The sequence below is a fragment of the Pseudomonas saxonica genome (assembly GCF_007858365.1).
GTDB classification, from domain to species: domain Bacteria; phylum Pseudomonadota; class Gammaproteobacteria; order Pseudomonadales; family Pseudomonadaceae; genus Aquipseudomonas; species Aquipseudomonas saxonica.
The window spans coordinates 1211769-1225362 of the sequence record NZ_VFIO01000001.1 but is presented as its reverse complement, the minus strand read 5'-3'; the positions used below and the strand labels follow the sequence as shown (position 1 = coordinate 1225362).

General features: G+C 53.6%; 11 protein-coding genes. 6 read left to right on the top strand and 5 right to left on the bottom strand.

Annotation, left to right across the window (positions count from 1 at the left end; translation table 11 throughout):
* Nucleotides 1-2: 2 nt before the first annotated feature.
* The 3 genes from FJD38_RS05680 to FJD38_RS05670 all read left to right on the top strand — a co-directional run bounded on the left by FJD38_RS05680 (nucleotide 3) and on the right by FJD38_RS05670 (nucleotide 3190).
* A complete protein-coding gene (locus FJD38_RS05680) occupies nucleotides 3-767 on the top strand; it encodes a tetratricopeptide repeat protein (protein WP_122785799.1) in 765 nt (254 codons plus the stop codon).
* A 181-nt stretch (nucleotides 768-948) separates the two neighbouring features.
* The gene (locus tag FJD38_RS05675) at nucleotides 949-2157 is read left to right on the top strand and encodes an alpha-xenorhabdolysin family binary toxin subunit A (protein WP_146384297.1); all 1209 of its coding nucleotides are present in this window, start codon (nucleotides 949-951) and stop codon (nucleotides 2155-2157) included.
* 19 nt (nucleotides 2158-2176) lie between these two features.
* The gene (locus FJD38_RS05670; RefSeq protein WP_146384295.1) at nucleotides 2177-3190 is read left to right on the top strand and encodes an alpha-xenorhabdolysin family binary toxin subunit B; all 1014 of its coding nucleotides are present in this window, start codon (nucleotides 2177-2179) and stop codon (nucleotides 3188-3190) included.
* An 83-nt stretch (nucleotides 3191-3273) separates the two neighbouring features.
* Here the strand turns inward: FJD38_RS05670 and FJD38_RS05665 are convergent, their stop codons facing one another.
* The 5 genes from FJD38_RS05665 to FJD38_RS05645 form a co-directional block, all read right to left on the bottom strand.
* Entirely contained in the window at nucleotides 3274-4437 is a 1164-nt protein-coding gene (locus FJD38_RS05665) for a type III PLP-dependent enzyme (RefSeq protein WP_122785796.1), read from the bottom strand.
* A gap of 631 nt (nucleotides 4438-5068) precedes the next feature.
* Nucleotides 5069-6226: an osmoprotectant ABC transporter ATP-binding protein OsmV gene (locus FJD38_RS05660; RefSeq protein WP_122785795.1), complete on the bottom strand. Its 1158-nt coding sequence runs from the start codon at nucleotides 6224-6226 to the stop codon at nucleotides 5069-5071.
* Nucleotides 6223-6876 carry an ABC transporter permease gene (locus FJD38_RS05655; RefSeq protein ID WP_122785794.1) on the bottom strand — a complete coding sequence of 218 codons (654 nt, stop codon included), beginning with the start codon at nucleotides 6874-6876 and terminating at the stop codon, nucleotides 6223-6225. The genes FJD38_RS05660 and FJD38_RS05655 overlap by 4 nt, the downstream gene beginning before the upstream one ends.
* A gap of 14 nt (nucleotides 6877-6890) precedes the next feature.
* Nucleotides 6891-7784 carry a glycine betaine ABC transporter substrate-binding protein gene (locus FJD38_RS05650; protein ID WP_146384293.1) on the bottom strand — a complete coding sequence of 298 codons (894 nt, stop codon included), beginning with the start codon at nucleotides 7782-7784 and terminating at the stop codon, nucleotides 6891-6893.
* A gap of 25 nt (nucleotides 7785-7809) precedes the next feature.
* Nucleotides 7810-8526, bottom strand: a complete 717-nt coding sequence (locus tag FJD38_RS05645) for an ABC transporter permease (RefSeq protein ID WP_122785792.1) — start codon at nucleotides 8524-8526, stop codon at nucleotides 7810-7812.
* Between the two features lie 339 nt (nucleotides 8527-8865).
* On the opposite strand from FJD38_RS05645, the gene FJD38_RS05640 reads away from it, so the two are divergent.
* The 3 genes from FJD38_RS05640 (at nucleotide 8866) to FJD38_RS05630 (ending at nucleotide 13564) form a co-directional block, all read left to right on the top strand.
* Nucleotides 8866-10449, top strand: a complete 1584-nt coding sequence (locus tag FJD38_RS05640) for a peptide chain release factor 3 (protein WP_122785791.1) — start codon at nucleotides 8866-8868, stop codon at nucleotides 10447-10449.
* A gap of 272 nt (nucleotides 10450-10721) precedes the next feature.
* Entirely contained in the window at nucleotides 10722-13301 is a 2580-nt protein-coding gene (locus tag FJD38_RS05635; protein WP_146384291.1) for an S-type pyocin domain-containing protein, read from the top strand.
* Nucleotides 13301-13564, top strand: coding sequence for a bacteriocin immunity protein (locus FJD38_RS05630; protein ID WP_122785789.1), 264 nt, complete (start codon nucleotides 13301-13303; stop codon nucleotides 13562-13564). The genes FJD38_RS05635 and FJD38_RS05630 overlap by 1 nt, the downstream gene beginning before the upstream one ends.
* Nucleotides 13565-13594: the final 30 nt, after the last annotated feature.

Genomic DNA, 13594 nt, shown 5'->3' with positions numbered 1-13594 from the left:
CCATGAGCTTTCAACTGCGTCGCGAAGAACAGCTGGATGGTCAGCAACTGACGGCCATGCTGGCTGAAAATCCGGCCCGGGCTGCCCAGGCAATTTTACTGGCAGCCAAACAAGGCATCGTCGACGGGCAGGCTTTGCTGGGTCAGATTTTGCTCGATGGGCAAGGCATCGCTTGCGATCCAGTCCTGGCCAAGCGCTGGTTCCAGATTGCAGCCAACGGCGGTCATTTAATGGCTCGCAACATGTTGGGCCGTTGCTGGGAGCATGGCTGGGGCGGGGCTGTGGACTGTGCCAAAGCCAGCCATGAGTACCGGCTGGCGGCCGAAGCCGGGCTGGACTGGGCGCTCTACAACTTTGCCAATTTGCTGGCCACCGGGCGTGGTGTGGCGCAAGACGTTGCAGGCGCACTCAAGCTGTATCGAGTGGCGGCAGAGGCGGGACATGCCAAGTCGATGAATCTTGTAGGACGCTACCTGGAAGAGGGGGTGCATTGCCCCATGGACAAGGCAGCGGCCTGCGAGTGGTACAAGCGCTCGGCATACGGTGGGGATTTCCGTGGGCAGTTCAGTTATGCCTCTGTGCTGTTGGAAAATGGTCAGATGGAAAGCGCGCTTGTGTGGTATCGCAAGGCGCTTGATAACGGCAATTTGAATTTCTTGCGCGTGGCTTATCCAGCCTTGCTTACCAGCCGGTCTGCCGCCATCCAGGCCGTGTGCGTTGACTATAAAAAGCGCTTGGATGAGTTAGAACTTTTGGCGAGTAAGTGATTAATTAAGGTCATTGTTGTAACAGTTACTTACGCTAATTTTTTAAAGCGCAGGTAAAGGTCTTATTTCTTGCCTGAGAACGTGCGCATCCTACGTGCACAGTATGTTTTTTCACGTTGAGTAAATTGATATCGACACTACCCTTTTGAAAGGGAAGTTAATAGGTATCAAGGAGCTCAACGTGAATACGTTAACGATTCAAAGTGAAGCAGGGAGTATTGAAAGTCTAAGTGTGCATGAGGCGGCAAGTTACATGCCCGAGCAGTATTTGAAAGTCATGTCGGGTGCCACGCTGTCGGGTATTGATAAGAAGGAACTAGGTTTCTTGATTCGGCGAGGTGATATTGCGAACACGCGCCAGTATGTGCGTCATGTGCAAGTTTTGCCGACCCGTTTGCAGGATGTGCGGCAGCGGTTGAATTATGAGTCTATCGGCGTTCCCGAGTTGGAACCTGAGAGCATCATGAAAATGCATGTCAGCATCGTTGCGCATGCGAATACGTGGTCTGCACTGGAGGTGGGCACTAAAGAATTGGCGAGGCAGTTAGAAAAGTTCTCGGCTGAATTTTTATTGTTCGGCAATGCCCTGCTTGATCTTATTAAAGAAGTTGAATTGGGGCGGCGTTTAACCGGCACCCTTGAAGAGCTCACTGATCAGGAACACCAGAAACTGAGCCAAATGCTGCTTAATGCCACAGAAAAAAAGGGTATTTCCAGTTTGAAGCAGTACCTGACCATGTTGCAGGAACGAACTCAGAAATTCATCAAGGAGGTCAGTCACGTTGAAAAGCTGGCCTGCGTGTTTGAAACCACCTTGACCGACGATTTGATTCCGACTCTTCAGATAAAACTTTCGGCCTACAAGTACTCTGGAAAGCTGGGTGAACGTGATGATTGGGTGGATCAGATAGAAGAGCTCGATGAGCAAATCGAACTCCTGAGTGCCACCTACAAAAAACTGGTGGGGCTCGCCTTTTCGGGAATGGCTGCTGGCCCTCTGGGTCTCGTCATCACGGGGGGCGTGTTTGGTGATAAAGCAGAAAAATGCCGAAAACAGAAAAACCAGCTGATAGATAAACGAAGAGTCGCTCGAGAAAAAGTGAGGGAGGTGGACCGTGTTGCCGACTTGCTGGACGGGTTGCAGGAGCAGTTTGTAGACCTGCAAGGGCGAATGTTTTCTGCGGAAGTGGGCGCTAAACAACTGTCCCAGGTCTGGGCTTATATTGCCCGTTATCTGGATGAAGCGAGCGATGAGCTCGACCAGGTGGATAACATGGCTGAACTGCACTTGTTTGCGCTTAACTTGTCCTTGGTGATTAATCCGTGGCGCAGTATTAAAAATTATTCAATTCAGATTTCCAGTGCCTTTAATGAACTGGTCAAGCCTTAACTTGATAAGGAGTCTTCACGTGAATGGAATCACCTCTTTGAATCTCTACCGAGCGTTGAATATGACCGCTGTCAAGTCTGCTACGCGCCTGTTTAATCAGGTGGTGGCCAATAATTACTATGCGTTTATTCCCGGTTTGCAGGAGCGTGTAGTGGCGGCCAGTGCAATGATGAATACTCATGGTCGTGCCCTGGTGGTCGAAGTCATGAAGCTGGAAGTCAAACTTTCGAACTCAGGTATGGACGACATTGCAACGCAAACCCGCGAACTCAGTGAGTCAGTCACTTTGTCTGACGCAGTGAAGAGCAAAGGCCTGGAGAGTTTGGTTGCGCTCAGCAAGAAGCGGTTGTTGAGTGTGATCATCAAAACCGAAGAGGTTCGGTTGGCCCTGGATGCGTTAAAGCAGGAGTTCAACGCGTTAAACCTTGAACATTATGCGGGCGAGTTGGTTGACTATGATGAAAGCCGTTTAAAGATACTGTGCGCACGGGAGGGGGCGTTGCAGGCGCAGCGAGAAAAGCTATTGGCCGACCTGCAAGCACTTAAAGCGGCTGATGCCGTGTTGGGGACTGATTTTTGGTTAGAGCAAGCCAAAACTTTATTGCCCACGGCTGAAGAAGTAGAGTTATTGGTTTCGATTGCAATCGTACCCAAAGTCGACGCTCAGATTATCGAACTGGCATTAAAGCGCTTAAGCCAATACATAGACCTGTTCGCAGGAGTGGCAAAGCGCTCCTCTCTCGCGCAGGCGATTATGAATGTGTCAGCAAAGTTGACCGTTAATACCCGTGAACGGTCAGATAACCAGGAAAAAATTCAGGTGTTGCAGGCGCGTAAAGAAAGGGTTGAGGCTTATGACCGTCTGCTCGAAGCTAAGACACGGTGGGTGGAGCAGGTCGGCAACGTCATTGAGTGTGTAGACGTATTTTCAAGAGAGTGCCGGCTATTTCAGACGGCAGAAGCGGTTGAAATGCGCCGCTTACTTGATCATTTTCTAACCTTTGAGCAGTTGCTCCGTCAGGTGCGCGTGTAAAGGTGCAGGGCAAAGGCCCAATGATCGGTGATGAACATTGCGCCCATGTGATGAACCTCACGGGCGCAATGATCAATCGCTACTTATAGATAGAACGATTTCAACGGTGGGAAGCCATTGAATTCGACCGCGCTGTAGCTGGTGGTGTAAGCACCGGTCGACAGCCAGTACAAGCGGTCGCCAATGGCCAGGTTCAGCGGCAGACCGTATTTGTAGTTCTCATACATAATGTCGGCGCTGTCGCAGGTCGGACCAGCGATGACAACTTCTTCCATCTCGCCTTTCTTTTCAGTCCAGATCGGGAACTTGATGGCTTCGTCCATCGTTTCGATCAGGCCCGAGAATTTGCCCACGTCCGTGTACACCCAACGCTCGACGGCGGTACGCGATTTACGCGCGACCAATACCACTTCACTGACCAGAATGCCGGCGTTGGCAATCAGCGAGCGGCCTGGTTCCAGAATGATTTCTGGCAGGTCATCGCCGAAGTCATCTTTAAGGAAACGAATGATTTCTTCTGCGTAGGTTTCCAGGCTGTTGGTGCGGGTGATGTAGTTGGCCGGGAAGCCGCCACCCATGTTGATCAGCTTGAGGATGATGCCGTCTTCTTCTTTCAGGCGCTCGAAGATCACTTTGACCTTGGCAATCGCCGCGTCCCATACACCGATGTCGCGTTGCTGCGAACCGACGTGGAAGGAAATGCCGTAAGGCACCAAGCCCAATTCACGGGCCAGAATCAGCAGGTCCATGGCCATGTCGGTCTGGCAGCCGAACTTGCGCGACAGTGGCCAGTCAGCCGTGGTGGAACCTTCGGTGAGAATGCGCACATAAATCTTCGAGCCTGGGGCAGCCTTGGCGATATTGCGCAAGTCAGCTTCGGAGTCGGTAGAGAACAGACGCACGCCTTTCTCGTAGAAATAACGAATGTCTTTGGATTTCTTGATGGTGTTGCCGTAGCTGATGCGGTCCGGGCTAACACCGCGGTCCATGACTTTATCCAGCTCATAAATCGACGCGATGTCGAAGCTCGAGCCTTTGTCGCGCAGCAGGTCAATGATTTCGACGGCCGGGTTGGCCTTCACCGCGTAATACACCTTGGCGAATTCGAAGCCTGCGCGCAGGTCATCGTAAGCCTTGCTGATCATGGCAGTGTCGATCACCACGAACGGCGTTTCCTGGGTGTCAGCGAAGGCCTTCATTTTGTTGAAGGTATCGCGCGCGTAATAGTCTTCGATCTGGATCGACATGCTGGGGAACTCCTGTGGCAAACGTCATCAATAAATGGGTGCAGCTGAACATCCTCCGTATCCCCACTTTGGTTCGCCTACTTCCCAAGGCATGTCCGCCGAAAGCAAATAAGGTAAATGAACCTTGCTGTCTCGTCGTCAGTACTTGAGCCGGATGGATCGTTTCCAGCATGGATGTTCGGCGCGAACTTTAGGGCGTGACCGCGTTGAGATCAACAAAAAATGTCGCGTTTTTACACGGCTTTGTCGTGGGGGAAAAAACGGCCCTTTATGTAACCGACTGTGATGACAGCGCAGAGTTCAGGCAGCAGAAAATCAAAAGCCCCTCACCCCAACCCTCTCCCAGAGGGAGAGGGGGCTGACCAGTGGTGGGGCCAAGATCAGCTTTTGCCTTCAGTCCCTCTCCCAGAGGGAGAGGAGGCTGAGGAGTGGTGAGGCCAAGATCAGCTTTTGCCTTCAGTCCCTCTCCCAGAGGGAGAGGGGGCTGAGGAGTGGTGGGGCCAAGATCAGCTTTTGCCTTCAGTCTTCTCTCCCGTTGGGAGAGGAGCTGATTTGTGATGGGGCGCAAATACGCTGTTGCCTTTAGTCCCCTCTCCCTCTGGGAGAGGGCTAGGGTGAGGGTGACATTCGATCAGGCCAGCGCAATGTCCGCTGGCGACACGATACTGCTCTTGGCCCCACGCGAACGTCCTGAGCTCAAGTACGCTGCAATCGACTCTTGTGTCACTTCACCCTGGAACACGCGCTCGGGGTCCATCACCGGCAACCACGAACGGTTGAACTCGTACATGCGCGACAGGAGAATGCGCAAGTGCTCTTCCGACGCAGCGGTCGCGGTGAACTCCCGCAGGAACTGGCCACAGGTGCCGGTCTGACGGTGCAAGTCGCGTCGACGTACATAGCCGAGTGCCTTGTTGTCGCCATCGGTGACCACAACATAACGGCGATCCAGTTCGTCCATCAATTCCAGCGCTTCGGCGACCGGTGTTTCCGGGCTCACCGACGGTGCGTTATCGGCCGCATCTTCCGCCTTGACCAGCAACAGACGCTTGAGGGTGCTGTCCTGACCCACAAAATTACTGACAAATTCATCCGCCGGATGCGCCAGCAAGGTGTCCGGGTGATCCATCTGCAACAGCTTGCCGCCACGGAAAATGGCGATTTTGTCACCCAGCTTGATCGCTTCGTCGATGTCATGGCTGACCATGATTACGGTCTTGTTCAGCGCCCGCTGCATCTCGAAAAACTCGTTCTGGATCATCTCGCGGTTGATCGGGTCGACCGCACCAAACGGCTCGTCCATCAACAGCAGCGGGGCGTCAGCGGCCAATGCGCGAATCACGCCGATACGCTGCTGTTGGCCACCGGACAACTCACGCGGGTAGCGATGCAAGTACTGCTTGGGCTCCAGCTTGATCATGCTCATCAGTTCGCGAGCGCGCTCATGGCACTTTTGCTTGTCCCAACCCAGCAGGCGCGGGACTACGGTGATGTTTTCTTCGATGGTCATGTTCGGGAACAGACCGATCTGCTGGATCACATAACCGATGTTGCGACGCAGGGTCACCGGGTCGAGGTCGGTGGTGTCTTCACCGTTGATCAAAATCTTGCCGGAGGTTGGCTTGATCAGGCGGTTGATCATTTTCAACGTGGTGCTTTTACCGCAACCCGAAGGCCCCAGGAACACGCAGATTTCGCCTTCGTTCACGGTCAGGCTTACCGAATCCACGGCCTTTACATCTTTGCCGTTGCTTTGGAATGTTTTGCTGAGGTTTTGAAGTTCGATCATTTGAGCAGTCCTTTTGGAGTCAGCGAGCGTTGCAGCCATTGCAGAAGCAAGTCAGCGATGATGGCCAGAACACTGACCAATACGGCGCCGACGATCAGCATCGACATGTCGCTACGGCTGATTGCAGCAAGAATAAGTACACCCAGACCGCCGGCACCGATGGTGGCGGCAATGGTCATGACGCCGATGTTCATGACCACGGCGGTACGCACGCCGGCCAGAATCACCGGTACGGCAATGGGCAGTTCAACCATGCGCAGGCGCTGGCTGAAGGTCATGCCGATGCCGCGTGCGGCTTCGCGAATACCCGGTTCCACGCCGGTAAGGGCCAGAAAGGTGTTACGCATGATTGGCAGCAGCGAGTACAGGAACACCGCCGTAATGGCTGGCATCGGGCCAAGGCCTTGGCCGAACTTGGAGTAGAACGGCAGTAGCAGGCCAAACAGGGCAATCGACGGGATGGTCAGCAGCACCGTGGCACTGGCTTGCAGCGGGCCGGCGAGTGACGGGAAGCGTGTCATCAAGACACCCAGGGGCACACCGATCAGGATCGCCAAAATGACGGCGATGCCCACCAAGGTGATGTGTTGCAGCGTCAGATGCAGAACCTGTGACCAGTCCATGTGGGAAAAGGCGTTTAAAAATTCCATGTCTTCTCCTCGGTTCAGTTCAGTGGGTGCTGGCGCAGAAAGTCTGCGGCGACTTTGGATGGGCTTTCGTGATCAACGTCGACCCGGGCGTTCAGTTGACGCATGGTTTCATCGTCGAACAGATCGGCCAGTGGCTTGAGCAAGCCTTCGAGATCCGGGTGCTTGTCCAGATAGGCTTTGCTCACCACCGGCGCTGCGGTGTAGTCCGGGAAGTAGTGCATGTCGTCTTCAAGCAATTTGAGATTGAAGGCGCTCAAGCGACCGTCCGTGGTGTAGACCAAACCGGCAAATACTTGACCGTTTTTCAGCGCGGTGTAGACCAGCCCGGCGTCCATCTGGCGGATATTGCGGCGCGTCAGGTCCATGTCATAAAGCTTGACCATGCCCTGCAAACCGTCAGAGCGGTTGGCAAACTCGGTATCCAGTGCCACCAGCGCATCTTTGTTTTCCGGATCGCGCAGCGCCTTGTTCAGGTCGCTGACGCTGTTGATCTGCGGAAATTCCTCGGCCACTTTCTGTGGCAAGGCCAGTGCGTAGGTATTGCTGAACTTGGACGGATGCAACCAGACCAGGCCTTTTTTGGCATCCAGCTCTTTAACCCGATCGTAGGATTGCTGGCTGTCGAGTTTTTCAGTGACGTGGTTGTAAGCCACCAGTGACACACCGGTGTATTCCCACACCATGTCCAGTTGCCCGGACTCATGGGCCGAACGTGCCAGGCTACTGCCCAGACCGCCGGTGACTTGTGCGTTGTAGCCCTTGCTGTTGAGGTATTGCGAGGTGATTTCAGCGAGCAGGGTTTGCTCGGTAAAGACCCGTGCGCCGATGCGAATCAAGGGTTTCTCGGCGGCCTGGACAATGCCTGCGCACAGCAGAACGCAGCCCAGTAAAAAGCTAATTTTTTTCATGCTTATTCCTTTGCTCAGCCAGACCTTAAGCAGGTCGAAGACCGCGTTCCAACCAGCGACGGCTGATGAGAATCACCAGGCCATCGAGCAGCAATGCCAGCAGCGCGGTGCACGCGGCGCCAAGGATCAATTGCGGCTGATTGTTAAGGGCGATGCCGGGGAAAATCAGGCTGCCCAAGCTGTTGGCGCCGATCAGGAACGCCAGCGGTGCAGTACCGACGTTGATCGCCAGTGCCACGCGTACACCGCCCATGATGATGGGCACGGCGTTGGGCATTTCGACCCGCCAGAGCACTTGGCGCGGGGTCATGCCGATGCCGACGGCGGCTTCTTTGAGCGAACCCTGGACGTTTTTCAGGCCTTCATAGGTGTTGCGCACAATGGGCAGCAACGAAGCGAGAAACAGGGCGAAGATGGCCGGACCGCTGCCGATCCCCAGGAAACCCAGTGCAATGGCCAATACGGCCAGCGGCGGGACGGTGTTACCGATATTGAAAACCTGCATGAAGCGCTCGGCACGAGCGGCCATGCTGGGTCTGCTGAGAAAAATCCCGGCGGGTATCCCTACAAGGAGGGCGGCAAACATTGAAGCGAGTACGAGGTACAGATGGGCTTGCAGATAGAACAACAGATCATCTTGATAGTGTTCGATAGTGCTGATGCCGATCCAGTGGACCAACAGGGCCAGAAGCGCGATAACGATCACACTTCCTATAAGCCCTTTACCATAGCGATTAGCCACAGGCGGACTCCTTTTTTTTAGTCGGCGGACACATTGTCGCGTGGCAACGCCATTCCTGGCTGCCGACGATGTGTTCGCGAAAAGCAACAGGCCGTGGCGAAAAAAACGCCGTCATCACCTGTCATTAGCGCAGCCTCGTCAGGCTAACTTGCTGATATTTCAGCCCCTGACGGTTTGTCGTATCAGGGGAGTGGACGCCTCCACTGCCTAAAAGGTTCACATTTTTTACGGCACATTGCCACTCTTAACCGACGAGCCACGGTACCAACGGTGGCTGCACACGCTGTATTTGGGCTATAATCCGCGCCCTTTTTTGAATCAATCGTCAGGCGATTTCCCATGACCCACCAGGCCGCCGAAGTCGCGAAACGCCGCACTTTCGCCATCATTTCCCACCCCGATGCGGGTAAGACCACCATCACCGAAAAGCTCTTGCTGATGGGTAAGGCGATTGCTATCGCCGGCACGGTGAAATCGCGAAAGTCCGACCGCCATGCCACCTCCGACTGGATGGAAATGGAGAAACAACGGGGTATTTCGATTACCACGTCGGTCATGCAGTTCCCGTATCGCGACCACATGATCAACCTGCTCGACACCCCGGGCCACGAAGACTTCTCTGAAGACACCTACCGCACCCTGACCGCAGTGGATTCGGCACTGATGGTGCTCGATGGCGGTAAAGGCGTTGAGCCACGCACCATTGCCCTGATGGACGTGTGTCGCCTGCGTGACACGCCTATCGTCAGCTTCATCAACAAACTCGACCGTGATATTCGTGACCCTATCGAGTTGCTTGATGAGATTGAAGCCGTCCTCAAAATCAAGGCCGCGCCAATCACCTGGCCAATTGGTTGCTACCGAGACTTCAAGGGTGTGTACCACCTGGCTGACGACTACATCATCGTCTACACCGCCGGTCATGGTCATGAACGCACCGCAACCAAGATCATCGAGAAGCTCGATTCTGACGAAGCCCGTGCCCACTTGGGTGACGAGTACCAGCGCTTCGTTGATCAACTTGAATTGGTTCAAGGCGCCTGCCACGAGTTCAACCAGCAGGAATTCCTTGACGGCCAACTGACGCCGGTGTTCTTCGGTACAGCATTGGGCAACTTCGGTGTCGATCACGTGCTTGATGCCGTGGTCAACTGGGCGCCGGAGCCGCTGCCACGTGTGGCTAACGAGCGCGTGGTTGAACCGACCGAAGAAAAATTCAGCGGTTTCGTGTTCAAGATTCAGGCGAACATGGACCCTAAACACCGCGACCGCATCGCCTTTATGCGTATTTGCTCGGGCAAGTACGAAAAGGGCATGAAAATGCGTCACGTGCGTACCGGCAAAGACATCCGCATCGGCGATGCACTGACGTTCTTCTCTTCTGAGCGTGAACAGCTCGAAGAAGCCTACGCGGGCGACATCATCGGTCTGCACAACCACGGCACCATCCAGATCGGCGACACCTTCACCGAAGGCGAAGTGTTGGGTTTCACCGGTATTCCGCACTTTGCTCCGGAACTGTTCCGTCGCGTGCGTCTGCGTGACCCGCTCAAATCCAAGCAGCTGCGTCAGGGCTTGCAGCAATTGGCCGAAGAGGGCGCCACTCAGGTGTTCTTCCCGGAGCGCAGCAACGACATCATTTTGGGTGCCGTCGGTGTGCTGCAATTCGACGTGGTCGCCAGCCGCTTGAAGGGCGAATACAAAGTTGAGTGCTCCTACGAGCCAATCACTGTGTACTCGGCCCGCTGGATTGACTGCGACGATAAGAAGAAGCTGGAAGAGTTCAAAATCAAGGCGGTGGAAAACCTCGCGATTGACGGCGGCGGTCACCTGACCTACCTGGCGCCAACCCGCGTTAACCTCGCACTGATGGAAGAGCGCTGGCCCGATGTGAAGTTCCGCGCCACGCGTGAGCATCACTAAGGCGTAAGCCATCGTTTAAAAAAGCGAAGCTCTTTGGGCTTCGCTTTTTATTGCGTGTTTGAAAGTGATCCCACTTACTAAAGAGAACAATAGTGTGGGAAATTTCTTTTTTAAATTTGTGTTGTCTCTATGTTTATAGAATGTGAGGCATGTCCTTTTTTATGAGGGATGCTTCTGTTCTTGACCTGTAGGTCTGAATTGTGCCGAGCGAAGCGCTAAAGTTTTGTGCGTGTTAAGGGAGGCGCATCAATAATTCAATACAGGGATAAAACATGTCTAATGACATTGAAAGGTATTTAGGGCCGCATAAGAAATTAGGTCCCGGCTCATATGAAATTGGGTCTGTTGTCACTCGAGCTCCACAGCTTATAGAGTTTGGCGGTGGCTATAATACGTGGGGCTTGAATGAAGGCCCGCGCAGAGGTGAAGGCGGTCCGAGCAATATTCAAACTGTCGCAAAACCCAACGTGGTTGCTGAATTGTTGAATGATCAAATTCATAATCAGGCAGACATGGAACGTGACTACGCGGTGCGTATGAACGGGGTTAAGCCCGACGTCGAGCGTGAAGTAAACGTCCGTAAACAAGCGGCCAAGGGTTCGCAACCATTAACGCCTGCTCAGGCGGCGGCCATAGATCAGCAGGTCACGCTTGATTTGGTACTGTCGAAAATAAATCAATACGCAGAACTCGCGCCAGCGACTTACGGACTTTATGGCCAAAGTCCGTATTTTTTAATGACTTACCTTTCGCGGCAGAAAATACACGAATTTATCCATTCGGATAATGGCAGCAATCCGCGTGAAGTTTTAATGGCGCTGTATGCCCAGTTTGATGCTGTTTATAAGTCCGCAATGGATTTGAAGGCCCTGTCTCTGTCCATCGAAATACTGGCAGAGCAGCTGCCTCAACTGGCCTTGAATCTAGAGCGGTCGGAGGGAGTTGCTGCGGATGCTGCACTTTATGAACGATTAAATACGGTCGCGAAAGAGCGAGATCTACACGCGCGGCAACTGCCTGGTTTTTTACAGTCCGAACTTCTTGGCGCAGCAGGCTCTGTCGCGGGTTTAAAGCCATCGCTCGTAATGGCCCACTACAAGGCGACGCTGGAGCGAATGGCTGCGTCGAAAATTGCCGCGATAAAACCTATTGTTGCGCCAACACCATACGAAAGGGGAGGCATTACCTACTCGCCTCCTGCTCATAATCCCAAAATCAATGCGCCCTTACGCCAGCCTGAGCTGCAGGCACTATACGAATTGGTTCACTTGCAAACCCATACTCAGTTAGGAACCAAGTGGATTACCTATCACGATGCCCTGCTCAAACGAGAGTCTGCCAGGCACTTGACGGCAACTGCAAACGCCTTTGGAGGCTTGGCAGAACGAGCGGATCGTGCAGAACACCTAATTGACGCAAAGCTTCTAGCGGATGAACAGGCTCGTGCAGCAGCAGTGGCAGAGGCCAAGCGCGTTGCAGAAGAACAGGCACGCGCTGCGGCAGAAGCTGAGGCCAAGCGAGTTGCAGAGGAGCAGGCACGCGCTGCGGCAGAAGTTGAGGCCAAGCGTGTTGCAGAAGAGCAGGCCCGCGCTGCGGCAGAAGCTGAGGCCAAGCGTGTTGCCGAAGAACAGGCACGCGTTGCGGCAGAAGCTGAGGTCAGGCGTGTTGCAGAAGAGCAGGCCCGCGCTGCGGCAGAGACTGAGGCCAAGCGTGTTGCAGAAGAGCAAGTGCGTGTAGCGGAGGCTATTCGGGTTGCCAATACGTTTGTAGCGTCTGGGCCTGCTGCAGCGACTAGCCCGCTGTTTATGACTGCTTCTGGTGTCCTGGACGTTATTGATGCTGCGGGAGTCACCCTGCAAGCGGCGATACGGTCTGCCGTTGCCGCATTGAGCAACGTGGCTGCCGGCACTGCATCCGGTCTGATGGTCGGGGTGACTGCGTTAATCTATTCACCCAAACTGGCGAATGGAGAATTGCCGGAGCGTTACGCTTTTAGCACGCCACTCTCGGATCTGGCATCTGTGCATGTGCAGGGTTTACAGGCAATTGCTGATGCCAGTGGAGCCGTTGATTTGCCTGTCCGTATCAGTTCAAAAACAACCGTAGATGGGCAGTCAGAGGTTTATGTAGCCATAACGGATGGCGCCATCGTGCCCTCGAAGGTCAGGGTTGTAGCGGCCACCTATAACCCCCAACTAAATGTATACAGCGTCACAACATCGTCTATACCGCCAAGAACCTTAACGTGGACGCCTATCGTCAATCCTGACAACAGTTCGACAACGTCTCCTACTGTGCAGCCTGAAGCGCCGGTCTACACGGGGGCGACTGTGACACCTATTTTGGGAAGGATTGATACTTTCCCTGGGCTTGCCGAAGCCGGATTTGATGACTTCATTACGGTATTCCCGGTAGATTCAGGTCTGCCTCCGTTGTATGTGATGTTCAGGGATCCTCGGGAAGATCCCGGGACTGCAACAGGAATGGGTCAACCTATTGTTGGCGTGTGGCTGGGTGCAGACACGCAGGATGGGGGGGCTGCTATTCCGGCGCAGATAGCAGATCGGTTAAGAAGTATAAAGTTTAAGAGTTTTAGGGAGTTTCGAGAGACATTATGGACCGAAATATATAATGATCCCGAGCTATCTGGTCAATTCATAGTTGCGAACCGAGCTCGCATGAGTTCTGGTAAGGCTGCAAAGACCAGAAAGGTAGATGCTGTAGGTGGCCGGAGTACATTTGAGATTCATCATGTTCGTGAGTTGGCTAAAGGTGGAGATGTTTATAATATCGACAATATGTTGATTCTGACGCCAAAGCGTCACATAGAAATACATAAAAGGAAGCCGTGATGAAACTGATGAACAGTTTTTCCGATTACACAGAACATGAGTTTTTTGAGTTTATGTACGAGCTTTTCAAAGAGAATGCATCAAAAACAGATGAGCAATTGGATGTTCTTTTGGCTCATTTCGAAAGAATTACGGAGCATCCTGAAGGTACGGATCTTATCTACTACGCTTCGTCGGATGCGGAGTGTACGCCTGAGGTGATAACAAAAAAAGTTAAAGAATGGCGGGCAGCTAATGGTAAGCCAGGATTTAGGGAGGTTTAGCTAAGTCACTATACTCAGCCACTGAATAGT